The 21,978-nt window shown below is 40.8% G+C and carries 13 protein-coding genes and 1 pseudogene; 12 read left to right on the forward strand and 2 right to left on the reverse strand.

The features are described 5' to 3' along the window. Positions 1 to 88 precede the first annotated feature (88 nt). The 9 genes from I6F43_RS14305 to leuD all read left to right on the forward strand — a co-directional run bounded on the left by I6F43_RS14305 (position 89) and on the right by leuD (position 13,354). Entirely contained in the window at positions 89 to 1,276 is a 1,188-nt protein-coding gene (locus I6F43_RS14305; RefSeq protein ID WP_231614089.1) for a hypothetical protein, read from the forward strand. Positions 1,277 to 1,285: 9 nt separating this feature from the next. Beyond that, entirely contained in the window at positions 1,286 to 1,942 is a 657-nt protein-coding gene (locus I6F43_RS14310) for a PGRP and LysM peptidoglycan-binding domain-containing protein (protein ID WP_197102840.1), read from the forward strand. 1 nt (position 1,943) lies between these two features. Further along, positions 1,944 to 2,306, forward strand: coding sequence for a hypothetical protein (locus tag I6F43_RS14315; RefSeq protein ID WP_197102841.1), 363 nt, complete (start codon positions 1,944 to 1,946; stop codon positions 2,304 to 2,306). A gap of 93 nt (positions 2,307 to 2,399) precedes the next feature. Continuing rightward, a complete protein-coding gene (locus I6F43_RS14320; protein WP_197102843.1) occupies positions 2,400 to 3,476 on the forward strand; it encodes a PD40 domain-containing protein in 1,077 nt (358 codons plus the stop codon). A gap of 2 nt (positions 3,477 to 3,478) precedes the next feature. Further along, positions 3,479 to 8,110 (forward strand): OmpA family protein, encoded by a 4,632-nt coding sequence (locus I6F43_RS14325; RefSeq protein WP_197102845.1) that lies wholly within the window; start codon positions 3,479 to 3,481, stop codon positions 8,108 to 8,110. Positions 8,111 to 8,667: 557 nt separating this feature from the next. Beyond that, positions 8,668 to 10,221, forward strand: a complete 1,554-nt coding sequence (leuA, locus tag I6F43_RS14330) for a 2-isopropylmalate synthase (RefSeq protein WP_008171909.1) — start codon at positions 8,668 to 8,670, stop codon at positions 10,219 to 10,221. Beyond that, positions 10,218 to 11,294 (forward strand): 3-isopropylmalate dehydrogenase, encoded by a 1,077-nt coding sequence (leuB, locus tag I6F43_RS14335; protein WP_007582207.1) that lies wholly within the window; start codon positions 10,218 to 10,220, stop codon positions 11,292 to 11,294. Before leuA ends, leuB begins: the two co-directional genes overlap by 4 nt. 60 nt (positions 11,295 to 11,354) lie before the next feature. Continuing rightward, positions 11,355 to 12,755 (forward strand): 3-isopropylmalate dehydratase large subunit, encoded by a 1,401-nt coding sequence (leuC, locus tag I6F43_RS14340; protein ID WP_121954607.1) that lies wholly within the window; start codon positions 11,355 to 11,357, stop codon positions 12,753 to 12,755. Further along, complete coding sequence (leuD, locus tag I6F43_RS14345) at positions 12,755 to 13,354, forward strand: 3-isopropylmalate dehydratase small subunit (protein WP_010555450.1); 600 nt, start codon at positions 12,755 to 12,757, stop codon at positions 13,352 to 13,354. The genes leuC and leuD overlap by 1 nt, the downstream gene beginning before the upstream one ends. A gap of 105 nt (positions 13,355 to 13,459) precedes the next feature. Here the strand turns inward: leuD and I6F43_RS14350 are convergent, their stop codons facing one another. Then, positions 13,460 to 14,959, reverse strand: coding sequence for a DUF3360 family protein (locus I6F43_RS14350; RefSeq protein WP_007582201.1), 1,500 nt, complete (start codon positions 14,957 to 14,959; stop codon positions 13,460 to 13,462). A gap of 418 nt (positions 14,960 to 15,377) precedes the next feature. Here I6F43_RS14350 and I6F43_RS14355 point away from each other — a divergent pair. Next, a pseudogene (locus I6F43_RS14355) lies at positions 15,378 to 16,363 on the forward strand (hypothetical protein). An 88-nt stretch (positions 16,364 to 16,451) separates the two neighbouring features. Here I6F43_RS14355 and I6F43_RS14360 read toward each other — a convergent pair. Next, entirely contained in the window at positions 16,452 to 18,077 is a 1,626-nt protein-coding gene (locus I6F43_RS14360) for an endonuclease (protein WP_197102847.1), read from the reverse strand. 303 nt (positions 18,078 to 18,380) lie between these two features. Between I6F43_RS14360 and I6F43_RS14365 the strand changes: the two genes are divergently transcribed. Continuing rightward, on the forward strand, positions 18,381 to 20,195 hold the full coding sequence (locus I6F43_RS14365) for an assimilatory sulfite reductase (NADPH) flavoprotein subunit (RefSeq protein ID WP_197102850.1): 1,815 nt from the start codon (positions 18,381 to 18,383) through the stop codon (positions 20,193 to 20,195). Between the two features lie 61 nt (positions 20,196 to 20,256). After that, positions 20,257 to 21,954: an assimilatory sulfite reductase (NADPH) hemoprotein subunit gene (gene cysI, locus I6F43_RS14370; RefSeq protein WP_197102859.1), complete on the forward strand. Its 1,698-nt coding sequence runs from the start codon at positions 20,257 to 20,259 to the stop codon at positions 21,952 to 21,954. Positions 21,955 to 21,978 lie beyond the last annotated feature (24 nt).

A 21,978-nucleotide genomic window follows, 5' to 3' on the forward strand; every position in this document is an offset into this window, starting at 1 on the left:
TTATATTAACGCACTATAATAACGGCATACCTTTTAGCCGTAACTAAATAATAAATAAGTCTCTTATTAAGAGAAAGCGAGGATGCAAATGCTCACCAAGGATCCGGTGAACTTAAATTACCCCCCACTATTTGAACAACCACATAATGAGCCTGAAAATTCAGAGCCTGTGGTTACATTCTCTTATTTAAGTCGTGCTCAGCTTTGCAAACTTCCTAAAGCGTTGCAAAGGCAACTGCAAGACAACCTATTTGGTGCGCTAGATAAACACCAAGCTGCGCGTTTACGCGACGATAATAAATGCCAGTATTGGGCTAAAGACAAAGAGTGGAAAAAAGTACCGTATTCTCTCTTTAAGCAAGCTAGTACACGCCTAGCTGTTTACCCAAAACAAACTCAAGCACCAACAAAGTACTCGGGTGCGGTTAATAATGGTTCAATTACATCATCGCAAACAGCGTTGCAAAACAATACTTTTATAAATAACACCGTAATGACGCCAAGCACTTCTGCATTTATAAACAGTCAATCAGCTGCGCAAAATAGTCCGCAATTTATAAATCAGCAAAGCTATAATCAAAAACCTAAAAAAGCGGTGCAACCTATACAACAACATGCGCCCGCTGTACGTATTTATAAGCCAGAGCTAAACAGCACAATGCTACTAAAAGCATCGCACACTGTTAGGCAAAATTTTACAACCCACGTACTTAGCGCCGCCGAAACCGTAGAGCAACTCGCCCAGCAATATACCGGCTATAAAAATGCCAACTTAATTTATGATTACAATTTAGGCTATAGCGAGCGTAAACCTGCTAAAGCGGGCACAAGTTTAACAGTCCCCAATGGTTGGAAACTTAATATAGAAGGCTCATGCAGTAACAGCCGCAGTGTAGTTATTCAGTGGCAAGGGCCAACAAGTGGTCAAATAACACTACAACTAGAAAAAAAACGCCCCGACGAAGTCTCATTTTGGCAGCACTACGCTGAGGTAAAATCGGGTCTTTATAATGTTACAGTAACGGCCAGTGGCGCAACCGACACCACCACATTTACTGTTGAACAACCCACTTTAGCCTACGAAATAGAACTACTCGACGAAGCTGGCGAACCACAAGCCAACATGGGCTACAAAATACGCCTACGCAACGGCCACATTATTACCGGGCAACTTGACCAAAATGGTTATGCCAACGTATCAGGCCCCGACTTTGAAAACGCTAAAGTCAGCTTTTTTGAACTCGACAGCGAAGATTGGTCTGTAGGCAAAGTTTAAGGATACACAATGACCCAACAACACACCGTAGCCCAAGGTGAAACGCTATTGCGCATAGCAAAGCAATACGGCTACCAAACATCTAAAGCGCTTTACAACCACCCAAGCAACGCAGAGTTTAAAGCCCTACGCCCCGATCCTAATTTAATTTACCCGGGCGATAAAATCACGATTCCACCAAAAAAAGAAAAGTTTATACCGCTGCGCACCAACAGCATTAATAGCTTTGTTGTACAAAACGAAAAAGAGTATTTTCGCCTGCAAGTATCGTACGACGATGGCGATGATGTAGCCGGTAAACGCGTAGTACTTAATATTGGTAACCAAACAATAGATACCATACTGCAAAGTGATGGGCTTATCGAAGTAGAACTTAATAATAACGACGCCCTTACTGGCACCGTCGATTTATACCTAAATGAAGGCGATACCTCACCAACTAAAAGCTTTGCGGTACAAATAGGTAATCTAGATCCAATCGACACGCTTTCAGGTGTGCAAGGCCGGTGCAATATGCTTGGGTTTGATTGTGGTACGGTTGATGGTGTTATGGGTAAAAAAACTCGCATTGGTGTAAAGGAATTTCAGTACGAGCACGATCTCGACATAGACGGCATACCAGGCCCTAAAACCAAAGCAAAACTACAACAAGTATTTGGGAGTTAGTATGAGTGCCCCGCACAGTATGGCAATGGTAGTAAATAACATAAACCCGTTAATTATGGTTAAGCCCGCTTTTGTGTTTATGTATCAGGTTGACCCAAATACGCCAAAGTATGACAAAGAGCAGCTTATACTTATAAATAAACAACATAGTTGGCAACAGGTACAGTCTATAGCCAGTGTAAAGCTTGATTCTACATGGGTAAAAATAAAATTTACTAATATCCCTCAAAGTGGCAACTTTGATTTAATGCAAGACCCAAATGATGGCCAGCCAGCTTATTATATTTTCGACAATGTCCCATTCAGTGAGCTTTACAAGCAAACGCCAGAAACTGTTTTAATGGCAGAAATAGTAGAAGAGTAAGTACTAGTACTTTGCTTTAATAATACAAGTTTTAATGAGTGCACTTATTTATATTACTTCGTAATAAGTGCATGTAGTAAAAGGATAGTTTTAATGACGTTTTTAAAAAATTACAGCGTGCTTTGCGCCCTCAGCGTTTGTTTTAGCTTATTGCTAAGCGGTTGCTCAGAGCCCTCATCGCAAAGTTCACCACAAGTAGAGGTTGATGTTGCTAAATACCCATGGGCTAAAGAGCACAAAAACCATCCAGAGTGGCCACTAGAAATACGCGAAGAGGTGTATGGCGATGCAGATACATTTTCAACCCCGCGGTTAATGTTCTGGAATAAATATAAATACAGTGAAGTACGTACGCTGTGGTCATCAAAACTCGATGGCTCAGACAGGCGCCGTATCATTCCAGAAGAGGTATTTCAAAAGCTTGAATCTATTAGTATACATGCACCCGCTCGCTCACCAGATAACCGTTATATCGCTATTTCGGGCTATATAAATGACCGAGCGACTCGTCAGCTTTACGATACTAAAGAGAAAAAGCTAATCACCATGTCAGGCGGGGGCGGCTACCCTTGGTTTAACTGGACCTCAGACAGTGAAAACGTCATTTTTTACTCAGATGGTAAAAACTTTAACTACAATGTACCAACAGGGGAACTAACCTCTCGGCCGCAAATTCACCACAGTGGCGCTGCTTTTTTACTCCCAGGTGATAAAGAGTTTTTAGCTGTAAAGCACGATGGCTTTTGGATGCATAAGTTTAATGGTGAAGTAGTGCGTAAAGTGAACTTTGGTTTTCCGAGAGCGTGGGAAATGAAAAACCACCGTATTTCACCAGACGGCAAGTATTTAGCCTTTATGACCCACGCTAGACCAAAAGCGCACTTTCACTGGGTGAATATTGCTAATCCTGAAATAGAAAATTCGGAAGAAGGAACTGGCGGCGGGATAATTTTCTCTCCAGAGGAAGATTATCAATTAGAGTATAGAATAAAGCACTCGCAAGAACGTGATGAAAATGGGTTTTATCTTTCTGAGCGTGTCATCAGAACAAAAAACATACTAACAGGTGTGCAAACTGAAGAGTTAGTTAAAGAAAAAGGAATCTGGGGCATGAGAACTTTAGTCCCTGTAGCAATTACTAACTTAGCAGTTCAAGATGTGAGGCGTTAACAATGCATGAATTAAGCAAAGGATCTGCAAGCCCATTAGTTTACTTATTAACTGGTTATGTTGAAAACAATAAACCTGTTGGTAAGTTAACCCCAGTAGCAAACCGAATCGTGGTGGCTGAACAGCCTAAGTTAGCCACATATGATGCAAAAAAGCCTATTGTATTAAAAACAAATAGTGCTGGTATTTTATCGACAATAAATAGTGACTCATTAGAAGTACGTCAGCCGTTTCATGCCTACACGGCTAATAATAATCAACGGCCTATTATTATTCCGCCAATGGAGTCCATTGGCCTCATTGCCAATAATAACCCAAGTGGATGGGCTAAAGAGTTTGTTGATAACTTAAAAAATTATAGTAGCTCAAATACGCTGTTATTAGAGTTACAAACAGTCCCAGTTACCAATTTAAAACAGCCTACAGAAAATAGCGAAGACGATACTTACAATAAGTGGTACGCAAAAGAAATAACTCAAAAAAACGTACAAACTATTCAAGCGTATGTGTTGGCTAAAACACGGGCAATAATATTGAGTATTAGTCCAGACATTCCACTACTTACTTCTGATGAGGAGATTGTCTTGTCTCCACCTGTGGGTGAGGACATATTTGCAACTTTCACTACTGAAACTAACTTAGCGGTAATATCGGGTACAAATAAGAAGCTCTCTAAAGGTTTATATCGAATTAAAGTAAGGCTTGAAGAAGAGCTACTTAAAGGACAATTTAAGCGCTGGTGTATTAAATCTCTTCAATTTGATGGCACATATTACTACTACGAACTTGCCGAAATGATCCGCTTCGATATAAAAAATGAGGCAGGTGAGTTTGATGTAATTAATTGCGACCCGCTTTCGGTTGAAGAGGCAATAATAAAGCAATTTCCTCGCTTTTATAGCCACTTAATAAGTTATGCAAAAGATTTAAAAACCGAGCATGCCACGTATGATCCTAAAAATATTAGTGTTAAAGATGAAAACGGTAAAGAAATTGGCCGCGCTAAAGTTAGTGATGAACCAATAAAAATAGCCAGCGGATTTGAGAGCTTTTGCCATGGCTGGGGAGTGGCTAAAGGTCGCGCACAATTAGCTGCAGGATTAATAAATACCGATATAACCGCTAGCGCCAGTAATGGTAATTTTACCACTAATGGTAAGTTTGTTTTAGGGAGTAAAATTGCTAAAGCAATACATACTCATTTAAATGAAACAGAAGATAAAACCATTCAAGCAACGCTAGATGCCGTGTTTGCTATGCAAGATGGGCAGGATGCTTGGAAAAAACTACGTGAAGCTCGCGCAGCTTTAACAACTGATAACTGGAAAGATGCACTCGCAAAAAACCTTTGGCGCTTACCTACTTCTACACCAGAACAAATGGCACAGTATAATAGCAGTATAGCTGGACGTATTGGCATTCCTAAATCGGCAATGGATGCAACAGGCAATGCGCTCAATATAGCTGACTTAGCTACTAACATTGCTGCTCTTGGGCAAACGACAGTACAACAAATTGGTACAAACATCCCTAATCTAGCGCAAGCTAAACAGCATTATAAAACCGTTGCCCAGGATTACTTTGAGCATTTAAGTGCTAAAGAAATTGTAAAAGATGTCGTAATTGAAGGGACGTTTTCGCTTAATAGCGAGCAAGTAACCGATGATTACCGCAATACCATTTTGCAGCAAAGCGAGGCTGTTATAAAAGCGCTTAAGCAAAATGAGAGCCTTAAAGTGACCGTGGCAGGCCACACCTGCGATATAGGTAATTACGATTATAATATAGCATTATCTGAGCGACGAGCAGAGGCTGTTAAGCACATTTTAGTGACCCAAGCAGGCATTGATGAGGCGCGTATTGAAGTACTAGGGCTGGGTTATGCTCAACCACTTATAAATAATAAAGATGAGGCAAGCCGAGCACAAAACCGCCGTGTACACATTGCCGCATATGCTATTAGCCAAATAAATGTTTGCCCATCTCGTGAAGGTATGGACAGTTTAGAGCGTTTTCGTAATTTAACCGTAGCCAATGATATAAAAGTAGATGAAACAGGCGACGCTATGGCGTGGCAAATGATTAACATTGCTTTGGGTGTTATGGCATTTATTCCGGCAACAGCTCCCATTGCTGCGGCTGTAGCTGTTATAAAAGCGGGCGGCGCTATCGCCACGTCAGCTGCGAATTTAATGGATGAAGTACTCCTCGATAACGCCTGTAAACATTATTATGCAGAAATTCAGCGAGATAAACGCCTAGGCCAAGAGTGTGCAGCTAATCAAGGTATGATGCATGAGCTATTAAGTGAATATAATAAAGACGGAAAAGCGCAGCAAAGCACACAATGGGCTGCCCAGTTTAGACTACGTTCAGAGGCAATATCGGGCCTTATGGGATTACTACTAAGGGCTCAGCGTGAAGGTGATAAAAGCCAGTATTATTCAAACTTAGAGCGCTATAAAGTAAAAGAATACATAGAAAACTTTTTATTAGGTGATAGCTGGGCACTGCCTAATTTACCTGGTGCATCAATTAGGATGGATACCTTTTGGGTGTTTTTAATTGATAGCATTACCAATCAAAAGCAAAAAAAAAGCGGTGATAAAAAAGCACTTTACGGCTTTAGTGACAACTACAGCTTGCTAGATAAAGCTGCACGTAAAGCCGCAGTTACAGATCCTGAAAACACGCTTTATTTGCAATCGCAATTTAATCCGTATGGCTTTTATATGATGACGGTGCCAACTCTCGCGCGTGAGCATAATTATATTACGGCTGAATTTCAAAATTACTTCCCCATTCACACATTTGCTACGCAAGAAAAAGAAGGCAATAAATACCTCGAAAGTTTTGCAAACACCTTTGAGCCGGTATTTTCTGAATATGGTGAGGCAAGTTATCATCACAGTGCCATATATTATCAAGACCAAGCCTCCAAGGAATGGTTGCCTATTGTATCGAATAAAACAAAGCGACTATCCCCTTTTACACCCATTCGTGTGTTGGTTGTGTTTAACGACACGATGACCGGTATTGCACCTATTACGTTTAAAGTAACGCGCTGTGATGGCGTAAATAACGAACTTGCTTATAAAGAGCTCGTAAGGCCGCTTGTTGAGTCTGAGCTATTAGAGAGTGAAAAGCACTTTGCCGGAAAGTTTGGTTGTGTATTTACACCGTTTTTTCAGTTAGGGCCAAAAACGTATTTAGGTACTAAGCCTATGGTGCACGACAATAACTTTTTACCTTTTATGTACGATACCGCTTATGAGTATTACCAATGTAATAACTTTGTAGACATGCGTTATTACATTGGTGCACAAGTAGGTAGTAGCAGTAAGGTTGTCTTGCCACTAATGGGGGAGCGTAAAAACAATAGCGATGAAATGATGTTTGATTCAGGTTATTTAAATCTAATCAATGGTTTAGGTGTAAAAAACAAATATGTAGCTACTGATTATCATGTGGATTTAAACACAGATCGCGATGGTGGTAATGAAGAGTCATTACTAATAAAAGATTTTTTAACGAGTAAAAGTTCTAGTTTTGTTCGTCCTGAGCTGTTTGCAGGAAATAAAAGCATTCGAATTTTGGTGCGCTTTGGTGGTGAAGGCAAACCTTACTTAATGACGAGCAGGATGGAAAGGCAAGGGACAGCTATACGTTTATTTAGTAGTGAATTTAGCGCAGCACAAAATTTAGGCTTTAAAGTACGTCAGCATGGTGATGACATCATTTTTGATGAATTTGACTGGAGTACCCAGGTTGACCTAATGGTGATCGCGACCTGCACTGAGTTAGAGTCAGAAAACTATACAAAAAAACTAATTGGTTTAAATTGGCGCAGCGTGCCATGCGAATTAAAACTTCAGCAAACAATAGGCATTAATGATGAGGGGCCTACTTACAAGTCAAAACTTTATTATTTAGGCAAAGCGACCCGTAATGCAAGTAAAGGTTATAACCAAGTGTTAAATAGATGGGAAGATGATAACTATCAATTTAATGATTCAACCGGTGCTAAATTTAGGGAGTACCGAGAATTTGTAGATTTACTCAATAAAGCGGGCTCAAATAACGAAAAAGGCATGCAAGGTAGGGCGCTTCTCAATTGGCAAGATGCTAAAGCATTTGCCGGTGAAGAACAGGTTTTTGTTTTTGCCGCTAATTTTAGCTTAAATTATGAATCGCCAAAGCGAGTTTCTATTAAAGGTTTAAGGCCTTTTGGAGACATATTTACAAGCCAATTTAGTGATATGTTTACTGACAAAGAAGACAGGCAATATACAATGGAGTTGGGTGTTGCTAACTTTAACTCTGCTGGCAATTCTGGTTTTAACTTTAATGATATTGGCTCAATTACAGATAAAACAAGTAATAATGGTTTGCAGCTAAAATTACCGTTACCTAATCCAACAAGGGAAGATTTACCTTGGAGTAAAACGCTACCCGAGGCAGATTTAAAAGAGCTCGCCGCTAAATTAAATGGTGAGCAGGCAACTCCATCACAAAAGAATACATATCAGCGACTATTGCAAAAAGGGTTAACGGAAGAAGAGGTGAAGCAGTGGTTTGTTGAAGATGCCAAAAATACTAAAGTTAGGCCTCTGAGTGCTTTTAAAAGTGATTAAAATAAGTTGCTAATTTTATTAGCAAGGCTGATAGCTCGATATTGTTGTAAATTGCTTTGTAGCTGACTTATACAACTAATTTTTTGGCTAAAAGTAAATGAAGCTCATTAAGATGGGCTTTTTAATTATTAAACATGGGATTACTTTATAAGCCCAGATAAAAATAATAAAACTTATCTAATCGGGGATCACTTTAAAGCCGATTTGATTATGGTGACAAGAAGCGTGTTTGGTATTTTTAATCTTGTTATTTGAGGTTTATTGGTTTTTATTTTCTTTATGGTTGTGTTTTAAAGGTGTTTTGTGGAATTTTTATGCTTGCTTCCGTCGCTTTGTAATGTTAAAAATAGGCTTCACTGAACACACACACAAGAAAACAAGATGCATATTATTCGTTTAATTACACTAAAACTTAACCTCTTACTGCTATGGCAAGTAAGCGGGGATTAGTGTGTTTGCATCGAGTTGAACACTAAAAACCCCGCAATTGCGGGGTTTTTTTTATCTCGCGGCTGGGATTAATTGAAATTTGGGTAACATAGGAATGAGGGGCAGTTATGCAAGAGCAAGATAAAGTATGGATTTTTGATACCACCTTACGTGATGGCGAACAGGCGCTTAAAGCAAGCCTTACTGAAGATGATAAAATTCAATTAGCACATACAATTAGCCGCTTGAATGTGGATGTGATGGAAGTGGGTTTTCCGGTTTCGAGCCCTGCTGATTTTCGCTCGGTACAGCGTATTGCAACCGAAGTAAAAGGCCCGATTATTTGTGGTTTAGCGCGCTCAGTTGCTAAAGACATTGAAGCCTGTGGCGAAGCACTTCGCACAGCACAACAAAGCCGTATTCATACTTTTATTGCTACAAGCCCTTTGCACCTTGAACATAAATTACGTATGAGCTTAGACGATGCAACGGCAATGGCTGTTAAATCAATTAAATTGGCACGTAACTATACTGATGATGTTGAGTTTTCGTGTGAAGATGCCGGTCGTACGCCGCATTGGGATTTATGTAAAATTGTTGAGCAGGCAATTAACGCCGGAGCTTCAACGATTAACTTGCCAGATACCGTTGGTTTTGTAACGCCAGACGAATACGCTGCGATGATCCGTCATTTAATGAATAACGTGCCAAATATTGATAAAGCGCGCTTAAGTGTGCATTGCCATAACGATTTAGGCCTAGCAGTAGCAAACTCAGTAGCTGCAGTGCAAGCCGGCGCACGTCAAATTGAGTGTACTATTAATGGCATTGGTGAGCGTGCTGGTAACTGCTCGCTTGAAGAAGTGGCGATGATCATGAAAATGCGCCACGACCACTTAAAAGTATATACCGATATTAAAAGTGAAGAAATTTACCGCGCATCTCGCCAAGTGGCTAAAATTTGTAATATGCCAGTACAGCCAAATAAAGCGATTGTTGGCGAAAACGCCTTTGCACACAGCTCTGGCATTCACCAAGACGGTGTATTAAAAGCGCAAAATACTTATGAGATTATGTCGCCAGAAAGCGTGGGTGTGCCAAGCAACCAATTAAATATGACTTCGCGTTCGGGTCGTCATGTTATTGAGCATCGCTTAGAAGAGTTAGGCTATCAAAAATCTGATTACGATATGGATGGCTTATATAAAAGCTTTATTGAGTTGGCTGACCAAAAAGGCACCGTATACGATTACGACCTTGAGGCGATGATTTACTTTAATCAAATTAACGACAAAGACGAAAAATACCAATTAGAATTTGTTAACTCAGCCTCTAACTCACAATCGGTAGCAAGCTCTACTATTGGAATGCGCATTGATGGCGAAGCTAAACAAGAAGCCGCGACAGGTAATGGCCCAGTTGAAGCTTCGTTTGCAGCTATTGAGCGCTTAACCGGTATGAGCGTTGAAATGATTGAATATAACTTAGAAGCGACAGGCCAAGGTGCAAGCTCATTAGGCCAAGTAAATATTATAGCTAAATACGATGGCCGACCTTACCACGGTGCGGGCATTGCAGCGGATGTGGTTGAAGCGTCGGTACGCGCCATGATCCGTGTTTATAACTTAATTTATCGTGCACAAAAAGTGTCTGATTTAAAACAACAAAGGAAAGCAGGATGAGTAAAACAAACTACAGCGTTGCGGTATTAGCTGGCGACGGTATTGGTCCAGAAGTAATGGCAGCAGCAGAGCAAGTACTTGATGCTGTGAGCAATAAGTTTGGTTTTACCCTAAACCGCGAGCATTATGCAATTGGCGGCGCAGCCATTGACGAATTTGGTAAAGCATTACCAGAGAGCACGCTTACTGCGTGTGAAAACTCAGACGCTATTTTATTTGGTTCGGTAGGCGGTCCTAAATGGGAAAACTTACCACCAAACGAGCAGCCTGAGCGCGCATCGTTATTGCCTCTTCGTAAGCACTTTGGTTTGTTTTGTAATTTACGCCCTGCACAGTTATTACCTGCATTAAGTGCAGCATCGCCACTTCGCGCTGATATTAGTGAAAAAGGTTTTGATATTTTATGTGTGCGCGAACTAACTGGCGGCATTTACTTTGGTGAAAAAGGCCGCAGTGGTGAAGGCGCAGAAGAGTTTGCATTTGATACGCAAACATATTCACGAAAAGAAATTGAACGTATTGCACGCTTTGCTTTTGAAGCTGCAAAACTACGTAGTAACCATGTTACCTCTGTTGATAAAGCCAATGTATTAGCATCAAGCGTATTATGGCGCGAAGTAGTAACCGAAGTAAGCAAAGACTACCCAGAAGTAAGCTTAGATTACATTTACGTAGATAACGCCGCTATGCAGTTAGTTAAGCAGCCTAGCCAATTTGATGTATTACTTTGCGATAACTTATTTGGCGATATTTTGTCAGATGAGTGCGCCATGATCACAGGTTCAATGGGCTTATTACCATCGGCAAGCTTGAATCAATCGGGTTTTGGATTGTACGAGCCAGCAGGCGGTTCAGCACCAGATATTGCAGGTAAAGGCGTTGCAAACCCAATAGCACAAATTTTAAGTGCCGCATTAATGCTACGTTACTCGCTAGGGCAAGACGAAGCTGCACGCACCATTGAAAAAGCTGTAGCAGAAGCCGTAGAAGCAGGCGTTGGCACACCAGATATATATCCAAATGCAGGTTACAGCACAAGCGATGTGGCAGCAGCCATCGTTTCACGCATTTAATAACATATTAAAGTTGCAGCACCGTTATGCTGCAACTCAAACAGATTAGGGAATTAGCAAGTGGCCCAAACGTTATACGAAAAAATTTGGCAATCACATACCGTTGCCAGCATAAACGAGCAAACCGACTTACTTTATATTGACCGCCATTTAGTGCATGAAGTTACTTCTCCGCAGGCTTTTGCAGGTCTACGTGAAAAAAACCGTACTGTACGTTGCCCAGAAAAAACCTTTGCAACGATGGATCATAACGTATCGACTAAAAGCCGATCACTTGATGCCGCAAGCGAAGTATCTAAAAACCAATTAATGGCGCTTGATAAAAACTGTAAAGAGTTTGGTATTGTGCTTTACGATTTAAACTCAATTAATCAAGGTATTGTGCACGTAATGGGCCCAGAGCAAGGTATTACTTTGCCTGGCACAACCATTGTATGTGGCGATAGCCATACCTCTACGCATGGTGCGTTTGGCGCATTAGCGCATGGTATTGGTACGTCTGAGGTTGAGCACGTATTAGCAACGCAAACGCTACAGCAAAAAAAGGCGAAATCGTTAAAAATTCAAATTAACGGTGTATTGCGTCCAACGGTTACGGCTAAAGATTTAATTATGGCGGTAATTGGCAAGTTAGGTACCGCTGGTGGCACAGGTTATGTAGCAGAGTTTTGTGGTGAAGGCATTGAAGCGCTTTCAATGGAAGCCCGTATGACGCTATGTAATATGAGCATAGAAATGGGTGCAAAAGCGGGTTTAATTGCATCTGACCAAATTACTTATGATTACTTAAAAGGTCGTCCGTTTGCACCTAAAGGCGCAGATTTTGATGCAGCCGTTGAATATTGGGAAACATTAAAAACAGATGAAGGCGCACACTTTGATTTAGTTGTTGAGCTAAATGCTGACGACATTCAACCGCAAATTACCTGGGGCACAAGCCCAGAGCAAGTAATTGGTGTTGATGAGTGCATACCCGATCCAGATCAAGAACCAGATTTAATTAAAGCCGATGCTATTCGCAGCGCACTTAAATACATGGATTTAAAAGCGGGCGATAAATTATCAAGCGCGAAAGTAGACACGGTATTTATTGGCTCATGTACAAATAGCCGCATTGAAGATTTACGCGCAGCTGCAAAAATTGTTGAAGGCAAACATGTGGTAGCCGGCATTGAAGCGTTAATTGTACCGGGCTCTGGCTTAGTTAAAAAACAAGCCGAAGACGAAGGCTTAGCCGATATTTTTAAAGCCGCTGGCTTTGAATGGCGCGAACCGGGTTGTTCTATGTGTTTAGCGATGAACGATGACCGCCTAGGAGCAGGCAAGCGTTGTGCATCTACTTCTAACCGTAATTTTGAAGGTCGCCAAGGTCGTGGCGGGCGTACCCATTTAGTTAGCCCTGCAATGGCCGCAGCTGCTGCAATACATGGTCACTTTGTTGATATTAGAGGAGAAGCCTAATGAGCGTATTTTTTAGTGGCTTAATGGCCCCACTTGATAAAAACAATGTAGATACTGACCAAATTATCCCTAAGCAGTTTTTAACATCAACTAGCCGCGAAGGCTTTGATGCGGCATTGTTTTATGATTGGCGTTACCTAGATAACGACGAGCCAAACCCTGACTTTATTTTAAACCGCCCATGCTACCAAGGCGCGCAAATATTATTAACGCGCGACAACTTTGGTTGTGGCTCATCTCGTGAGCACGCGCCATGGGCGCTGAAGCAATATGGCTTTGAAGTTATTTTAGCTGAAAGCTTTGCAGATATTTTCTTTAATAACTGTGGTAACAACCAAATGTTAGCCATAGCGTTACCTGCCGACACGCTTGAGCAATTGTTTGTACTTAGCGAGCAGCACGACGATATTAACATTGAAATCGATCTTGAAAATCAAACACTAACAAGCAGTAAGTTTGCACCAATTAGTTTTGATATTAGTAAAGAGGTAAAAGAACGTTTGTTAAGTGGTTTAGACTTTATTGGTGTAACCGAAACACTAAACCCACAAATTGATGCGTTTGAAAAACAACTAGCTACTGAGCGTTCTTGGCAGTAATTTCTTAACCTGTAATTAAGAATCACGTATTAAGAATCACGTATTAAAAAGCACGGCAATTGCCGTGCTTTTTTGTGGGTAAATATGAGATGTGGTAGCTAAGGCTTAATGCCTAAAGTCAGCCATTAACGCAGGTATACCGGGTAACATACCTACAATTGCCATTACAGTGGTAAGTAGCACAAACATGATAAGTGGAATCACCCAGCGGCTCATTTTAGTTAGCTCAGCGCTGCGCTCTTTACAGCCAATCAGCCCTAAGTTATCAAGTAACATAGTAAGTGACCAACCAAAAGCAGGATTAACCAAGGTCGAAGCAAACACCACAATAGCGGCTGATTGCGTCGTTTTACCTTCGCGCGTCATTTCCATGCCAGCTTCAAGTAGCGGGATAAACACCCCAACAATAAGCGCTACACACAATACAGGCTGCCAAATTGCTAAATCCATAGGGTAACCCCATAAACCAGCAATAATACAAAATAATGCAGTTAAAATAGCGCCAGCAGGGATAGGGCGTTTAGCAATAGCGGCAGGCACAATATAAGTACCCCAAGAGGAGGCAAAGTTAGCACCACCGGCAAGTGAGCCGAATGTTTGTCTAACCGATGCACTTAGCATGGTGTCGTCTATATTCATTTGTACTTTTTCAGTGCGTTGCGGATAGCTTATTTTTTGAAATACTTGATGGCCTAAAAAATCAGGAGACCACATAGCAACGGCGAGCACTGCAAATGGTAGTACAACAACAAAGCTTTCAAGTGTTGGTAAACCTAGCATCCAACCCGTGTTTTCGCCCCACCAGTAAGCTGGGTTCATATTTGGTAAACCCGGTGCAGTATGAAACTCAAACGGTGCACCTAAGGCAAAGGCAACCACGCCACCAATAAGGCAGCTTAACGGCACGGCTAACCAACGTTTTTTAAAGTGCTCTAACAGTGCATATAGTAAAATGGTGGCTAAAATAACAATAAACGCAATGTGTGCCATATCAATGGCTTCAGCCCAAGCAAACAGCTTTTTAACTTGCGAAATAGTACCAATAAAGCCTAAATAAATAAGTAGCCCGCCACATACACCTTTACTGGTTAGGCGCGCGAGCATACTTCCTCCCTTGGTTATGGCTAAAATAAAACCAAAGGCACCAATGAGTAAGCCAAACGCCATAGGATGGCCGCCAGCAGCAACAACAATAGGAATTAACGGAATAAGCGGGCCGTGAGTACCAGCCAAGTTGGCTGTAGGTAAAATAAAGCCTGAGAATAAGATGATAAAAATAGAAACAATGAGTAATTCGTAGCGCACATTTTCTAAAACAAAGGCATCGCTTAATCCAAGAGGCGCCGCAAAGGTTGCTGCAATAGCCCCCACCATAACGACTTTACCAATAGTGCCCGCCATTGCAGGTATAGTGTCTTCAAATTCAAATCGGTAATCTCTAAACGGTAAATTAGGACGCCAGCGCTTAGGCTGCATAATTTGTAATTCATGTTCGAGGTACTCGTCGCGAGTATTAAACTCTGAACTCGGCTTGTGAAGTTGCTCGTAGCTTTGAGCATCCTTGTGCGTGTTTGATGGTGCATCACCGGGTGGTGTAGTTTGCATGCGTTCTCCTGCAACATTGTTGCTTAATCAAATAAATACGGCTTTTGTTAAAGCAAATGAATATTGAACATGCAGGGTAAATCAGCTTTTAGGCTGGGATGTATAGGCAAAAGGTCGTGCATGGTTGTTTTTAATACAGTTAATCTGACAGTCAGCTTTACGTTAAAAATTATAAAATTACACAAAATGATTTAAAGTTATTACAAATCAATGGTTTGTTTTTTATTTCAAGGAGTTTGATCACTGTTTATAGCGGGAAGTAGTGTTAATGGCAGGTTATTATCCTTTAGTCTTAGTGGCTGTAAAAGCCGCTTTGTTTGAAAAGCTTATTGGTAGCAGCCGTTAATTTCGTTTTATTTGTGGTGAAATAATACTTCTGTTACTTTCGGATTGTTAATAACAACAATAAAGAATAGAGATGCAACTCAACTCCCCTAAATCAATTGGTATTTTACTTGGTACGCTTTACGGCATATTTATGCGGCTGTTTGTAGAGCTAGTCAATGCTTACAATTTAGGTAGCTTAGTCTCTATATCATTTATGTTTTTAGTGCCTGTTGCTATTGGCTATATTCGTATTCACTTTGAGTACAACGAATCAAAAACATTAACTAAAAGGCAAATGATCACGATTGCTTGGCAGCCTATTTTTGTTTTTTATTTGTAAGTGTAATTACTTTGCTTGAAGGGAGCATTTGTGTGGCAATGGCTTTGCCTGCTTTTATGTTTTTTGCCAGCATTGGTGGGTTACTTGCGGGCTTTGTTAGAAAACGTAAAATAAAAAAAGCGAATAGTTCTTTATTATCAATCGCGTTGTTACCTGTATTACTTTCACCTATTGAAGTTAACTTTTTACATTTATCAAAAACATACGAAGTAACAAATTCAATAGCTATTAACGCGCCCATCAATGTTGTGTGGCAGCAGTTAGCTAATGTGAGTGACATAAAACCACAGGAAGTGCCTTTTTCACTCACTCAATTAATTGGTGTACCAAAGCCATTAAAGGCAAGTATGAATGCTAGCGGTATAGGCGCTGTTCGCACAAGTACTTGGCAAAAAGGCGTTGTGTTTGAAGAAGTAATAACCGACTGGCAGCCAAACAAAAAAATGCATTATAGATTTGATATAGACCCAGATGCTATCCCCGATGACGCACTCGATAAACACGTAAAACTAGGCGGTGAATACTTTTCACCTCTTTACGGTGGATATGAGTTAAGTGAAGATAAAAGCGGCAATACGATTTTAACGTTAAAAACGACCGTGCAAGATAATACAAATTTTGGTATTTATTCGCGAATATGGGGTGAGGTGATATTTCAAGATTTTCATCATTCACTTTTAACGTTGATGAAAAACAGAGCTGAAAAATCACTTATCGCAGCTGTTTCTTATAATTAGCTTAAACCATTGTGACTATAAAAAAATATTACACGCTAAAAGTTAAAGCCTTTGCATTTGCAAAGGCTTTTGTTTTAACTGCTAACTTTTACCAGATCATTTCTACAAATTCAGGGTGGTCGATATACGGGTTACGATTACCTTGAAATTCAAACGCTGCTTGGTTACGGTCAAGTTCCATTTGGCTTACAGGATCGCTGTTATGCCAGTTAAGCAGCATGGCTACAACCCAGCTTTCAAACACTTGGTTGCTTGAACCATTAAGTACAGCATTACTTGAGGTCGTTTTTGTTTGCCAAGTGCCTATTACATTTTCGTAGCGCGTTGCCATATAAAAATAAGCGCGAGCAAAGTCACCTTTAAATTCGTCAATTGGCTCAAATACAGTACCTGAGTAATTTAATGAACCTGCGGCAGAACCTAATTTACTTCCGTTAGTTGATGTAAATGAAGCGCTTGCTACTTCACCAAATGGGAAGTTACTACGTTTTGAGTTTACATAACCGTCGGTTGCGTAAATATGATGCACATCTGAGTTCATTGGCTCAATAGTGCCGCCAAACCAGCTTTTAGGAAATGAATGCTCACGGTTGTAACAACCGCCTTCTCCACTATAGTTACCACATTGATCGCTCACCGCAGCATAATTGTAGCTGTCAGAGCCGTTTGGTTTTTCGCTATACATATCTAAAATGCTGTTATCGTTTTCAAAGTATTTATCACGTGCAGATGAGTCGTAAAAATTCCAAATAGCCGAGTAACCCTGTGCATTATGATCTTTAATAATATTATAAAGCTCAGTTTTTAGTGCATAACCCGATAACCCTTGAGCAGTAACATAGTAGCCAGTGGGTGTTGGGGTGGTCCCGCCGCCATCACCAGAGCCACTACCTAAAGTAAATGCTGTGCTGTCGGTGCTATTAAAACTTGCACCGCTAGCAAGTGTGGTAGAGCCTTGCTTAAGCGCATAACTGCCATTACCTGTTGAACAACACATGCCATCGCCGTAGCTGTCGTTAATAACAAGTGTGTAAGTTCCATCAGTTAGGCATATTTGCTCATCATACTGAGTGTTTGATGCGTAACCACTGCCGTTAGCAACAGCGCTACCTTGATTGTTATTAACGGCCCAGCTAGTCTCGCTACCGTAATTATCGGTATTAAGCGTTAGTGTAAGGCTATTGTCGGTACAACTTGTTGATGCGCTGCCATCAGCATTTGGTAAAAAGTTATCTACGTATACGGTTTCGCTTCCATCAAATCCACTTACATCATAAAACCTAAGCCCTACGCTAATTGTTTTATCACTATTTGCTGTATAGCTATGGCTAACTGTTTGCCATTGGTTAGTTTGTGCTTGATTTGAATAGCCTTGATAACCATCTACATACAAGCGAGCTTTAATTTTACCTTCGGTGTGGTAAACATCAGCCGAAAAGTTATAGGTTTTACCTGCTTCTACAGCAACCTGTTGTAGTAAATCAGTGTTACTTTGCGATCCTGTTGTTACATTTGCAGCAGCAGAGCTACTACCGCTTTTAACTGTACTGGTTGAGCGCGTTAAAGCAATTCCGCTATCTATCGTAGTCCATGCATCAGGTGTATTACCTGACCATTGTTCAAAGCCGCCATTAGCTACATTGGCCATTACAGGTAATGAGCCAAGTAACAATGCGGTACTAAGTAGTTTATTTTTATATTTCCCGTGTAACATAGTTGTTCCTATTTTTATTTTGAATGAGGAATATACCCTACATTAGTTAGGTTACAAAATTGTTAATTTAAAGTGCTGTAAAAGGCAATAATCGTCCTTTAATCTGTTTTTGAAGGTATTTTTATAAATTAATAACTAAATGGAATATCAAAGCAGATTCTATTCTTTTTTTATCTATGCAGAGCCCGTTATCCTACATACTTAGAAAACCTCAACAGATACGCTCTGGATGAGGTAAAACTCATTTTTAACAATACACAAAGTGTGTTGTGTTTAATTTTCAGGGTTATGGGGAATCGATTCATGTTGTTAGGTCAACTAAATGCTGCGGCAAGCCCGCTATCGCAAGATCAAGTACAAAAGCTGCAAGGTTTAGTGGCTGAACTTAATCCAATTCAACAAGCGTGGGTAAGTGGTTACTTAGCTGCAAATGCTAATTCGGCTGCGTTAGGTGCTTCTACGGCAGGCGTACCGGCTGCGGGTGATGCAGCAGCGCTAACTATTTTATATGGTTCGCAAACAGGTAACGCAAAAGGTGTAGCTACCAAAATGAAAGAGCAGGCTGAGTCGCGAGGCTTAGCAGTTAAGCTTGTTAGCATGTCAGATTACAAACCAACAGCCCTGAAAAAAGAAAAGTTTTTAACTATCGTTGTATCTACTTACGGCGAAGGTGAGCCACCTGAAGACGCAGAAACACTTCACGAATTTTTAGCCACTAAAAAAGCGCCAAAACTAGACGATGTAAAAATAGCGGTTATTGGCTTAGGTGATTCTAGCTATGAGTTTTTCTGCCAAACAGCAAAAGATTTTGAAGAGCGTTTAAATAAACTCGGTGCGCAAACCATATATCAACGTGCTGATTTAGATGTAGATTACGAAGATGAAGCTGCAACATGGATTGCCGGTGCAGTTGATGCATTCGAACCTGATTTAAAAGCGCAGCAAGAAGCCGCTGGTGGTCAAGTTGTATCAATGCCATTTGGCGCACCAATGACCGCTTCAAGCCAATATACAAAACAAAATCCATTTGAAGCAGAGCTATTAACAGTTCAAAAAATTACCGGTCGCGACTCCACTAAAGATGTACGCCACGTTGAAATTTCGCTTGAAGGTTCAGACATTACTTACACACCTGGTGATTCATTAGGTGTGTACTTTTTAAATGATGATGTATTAGTTGATGAAGTACTTACACTTACTCAAATAGATGCAACAAGCATTGTAAAAGTAGGTGATGAAGAGCTAAGCGTACGCGGCGCACTTATTGAAAAACTAGAGCTGACTCAGTCATACCCTGGTTTTGTAGAAAAATACGCAATAGCAACTGGTACGCCTGAATTATTAAAGCTTGTAGAAGATAAAGCCGCAATGCGTGCGTATATTGAACCTCGTCAAATATTTGATGTGATTCGCCAAAACCCTGCAAAAATTGATGCGCAAACATTAGTAGACTGCCTACGTAAACTACAAGCTCGTTTGTACTCAATTGCATCTAGCCAAGCAGAGGTTGAAGACGAAGTACATTTAACATTAGGTCTAGTGCAGTTTGATGCATTTGATAGCGAGCATTTAGGTGGCTGTACAGGTTACTTAACTCGTCGTGCAGAAGAAGGTTGTAAAGTTAAAGTATTTAGCGAACACAACGACAATTTCCGCCTACCCACTAACGATGATACACCTGTGATTATGGTTGGCCCTGGTACGGGTATTGCGCCGTTTCGTGCATTTTTACAAGAGCGTGATTCGCGTGAAGCGCAAGGCAAAAACTGGTTGTTTTTTGGTAACCCACATTTCACTCAAGACTTTTTATACCAAGTAGAAATACAGGGTTATTTAAAATCGGGTTTACTTAACAAAGTAGATGTTGCATTTAGCCGCGATCAAGCAGAAAAAGTATACGTACAAGATAAGTTACGCAGTAACAGTAAAGACGTGTTTGAATGGTTAGAAGCTGGCGCTCACTTTTATATTTGTGGCGATGCAAATCGCATGGCAAAAGATGTACACAACGCCTTGCTTGATATTGTTAAAGAAAACACAGGCAAGAGCAATGAAGACGCAGAGCAATATTTAAAAGATTTGCGTAGCGCAAACCGCTATCAGAAAGACGTGTATTAATCACGTTTCTTATTTTATTTAACAGCTAGCAGCCGTCACTGTAACAAATTTAGGATTTAAAATGAGCGAACAAGATAAAAACGTAAAACTTTCTGATAACGAACGTTTGAAAAGAGAAAGTAACTTTTTACGTGGCACCATAGAGCAAGATTTAAAAGACGAAATTACCGGTGGCTTTACAGCCGATAACTTTCAGCTAATTCGTTTTCATGGCATGTATCAACAAGATGACCGCGATATACGTGGAGAGCGCGCTAAGCAAAAGCTAGAGCCGCTACATAATGTGATGTTACGTGCACGTATGCCTGGTGGTATTATTAAGCCAGAGCAGTGGTTAGCAATCGACAAGTTTGCAGATGACAAAACAAGCTACGGCAGCATTCGTTTAACAACGCGTCAAACGTTTCAGTTTCATGGTGTATTAAAGCCTAATATTAAAGGCATGCACCAAATGCTTGATAGCGTAGGTATTGACTCTATTGCAACCGCTGGTGACGTTAACCGTAACGTGCTTTGTACTACTAACCCCGTTGAGTCTGAGTTACACCAAGAAGCTTACGACTGGGCTGCAAAAATTTCTGAACATTTATTACCAAAAACGAAAGCGTATGCCGAAATTTGGTTAAATGGCGAAAAAGCAGAAACCACAGAAGAGCCAATTTTAGGATCTAACTACTTACCGCGTAAGTTTAAAACAACGGTAACTATCCCACCTAACAACGAAGTTGATGTGCACGCTAACGATTTAAACTTTGTGGCAATTGCTGATAACGGCAAACTTGTTGGTTTTAACGTATTAGTGGGCGGTGGCCTTGCCATGACGCACGGCGATACAGCAACTTATCCGCGTAAAGCCGATGACTTTGGCTTTATTACGCTAGAAGATACCTTAAAAATTGCAGAGCATGTTGTATCTGTGCAGCGCGATTGGGGTAATCGTTCAAACCGTAAAAATGCAAAAACTAAATACACATTAGACCGTGTAGGCGTTGATGTATTTAAAGCCGAAGTAGAAAAACGCTCAGGCGTTACATTTGCACCAAGTCGCCCGTTTGAGTTTACTCACCGTGGCGATCGTATTGGTTGGGTTGAAGGCATTGATGGTAAGCACCACTTAACGCTATTTATTCAAAGTGGTCGTATTTTAGACTATCCAGGCAAGCCGCTTAAAACAGGTTGTCGTAAAATTGCAGAAGTTCACCAAGGTGACATGCGTATGACGGCAAACCAAAACTTAATTATTGCTGGCGTACCTGCAGATCAAAAAGCCGTGATTGAAGAAATTGCTCGTAGCCATGGCCTGATTGATGACACAGATTCGCAGCAGCGTAAAAATTCTATGGCGTGTGTTTCACTGCCAACGTGCCCACTTGCAATGGCCGAAGCAGAGCGTTACTTACCAAGCTTAGTAGAAAAAACTGAAGCATTACTTGCTAAGCACGGTATACCCGATGACAGCATTATTATGCGCGTTGTAGGTTGCCCGAACGGCTGTGGCCGCGCAATGCTTGCAGAAGCAGGTTTAGTAGGTAAAGGCCCAGGTAAGTACAACGTTTACTTAGGTGGTAATTTAGAAGGTACACGTATTCCTAAATTGTACCTTGAGAACGTAGGCGAAGACGTTTACCTAGAAGCATTCGATAAGCTCATTGGCCAATGGGCAAGCGAGCGCAATGACGGTGAGTGTTTTGGTGACTTTGTTATACGCAAAGGCATTGTTGCTGAAGTAAAAGTATCAGTAACCGATTTTCACGCTTAATTAAATACCAGCGCTTTGGCGCTG

Source organism: Pseudoalteromonas sp. NZS71_1, assembly GCF_015864305.1.
Classification (GTDB): Bacteria; Pseudomonadota; Gammaproteobacteria; order Enterobacterales; family Alteromonadaceae; genus Pseudoalteromonas; species Pseudoalteromonas arctica.

Coding starts and splice junctions, on each gene's coding strand:
- I6F43_RS14305 (WP_231614089.1), top strand. CDS start 89: ATGCTCACCAAGGATCCGGTGAACTTAAATTACCCCCCACTATTTGAA.
- I6F43_RS14310 (WP_197102840.1), top strand. CDS start 1,286: ATGACCCAACAACACACCGTAGCCCAAGGTGAAACGCTATTGCGCATA.
- I6F43_RS14315 (WP_197102841.1), top strand. CDS start 1,944: ATGAGTGCCCCGCACAGTATGGCAATGGTAGTAAATAACATAAACCCG.
- I6F43_RS14320 (WP_197102843.1), top strand. CDS start 2,400: ATGACGTTTTTAAAAAATTACAGCGTGCTTTGCGCCCTCAGCGTTTGT.
- I6F43_RS14325 (WP_197102845.1), top strand. CDS start 3,479: ATGCATGAATTAAGCAAAGGATCTGCAAGCCCATTAGTTTACTTATTA.
- leuA (WP_008171909.1), top strand. CDS start 8,668: ATGCAAGAGCAAGATAAAGTATGGATTTTTGATACCACCTTACGTGAT.
- leuB (WP_007582207.1), top strand. CDS start 10,218: ATGAGTAAAACAAACTACAGCGTTGCGGTATTAGCTGGCGACGGTATT.
- leuD (WP_010555450.1), top strand. CDS start 12,755: ATGAGCGTATTTTTTAGTGGCTTAATGGCCCCACTTGATAAAAACAAT.
- I6F43_RS14350 (WP_007582201.1), bottom strand. CDS start 14,959: ATGCAAACTACACCACCCGGTGATGCACCATCAAACACGCACAAGGAT.
- I6F43_RS14360 (WP_197102847.1), bottom strand. CDS start 18,077: ATGTTACACGGGAAATATAAAAATAAACTACTTAGTACCGCATTGTTA.
- I6F43_RS14365 (WP_197102850.1), top strand. CDS start 18,381: ATGTTGTTAGGTCAACTAAATGCTGCGGCAAGCCCGCTATCGCAAGAT.
- cysI (WP_197102859.1), top strand. CDS start 20,257: ATGAGCGAACAAGATAAAAACGTAAAACTTTCTGATAACGAACGTTTG.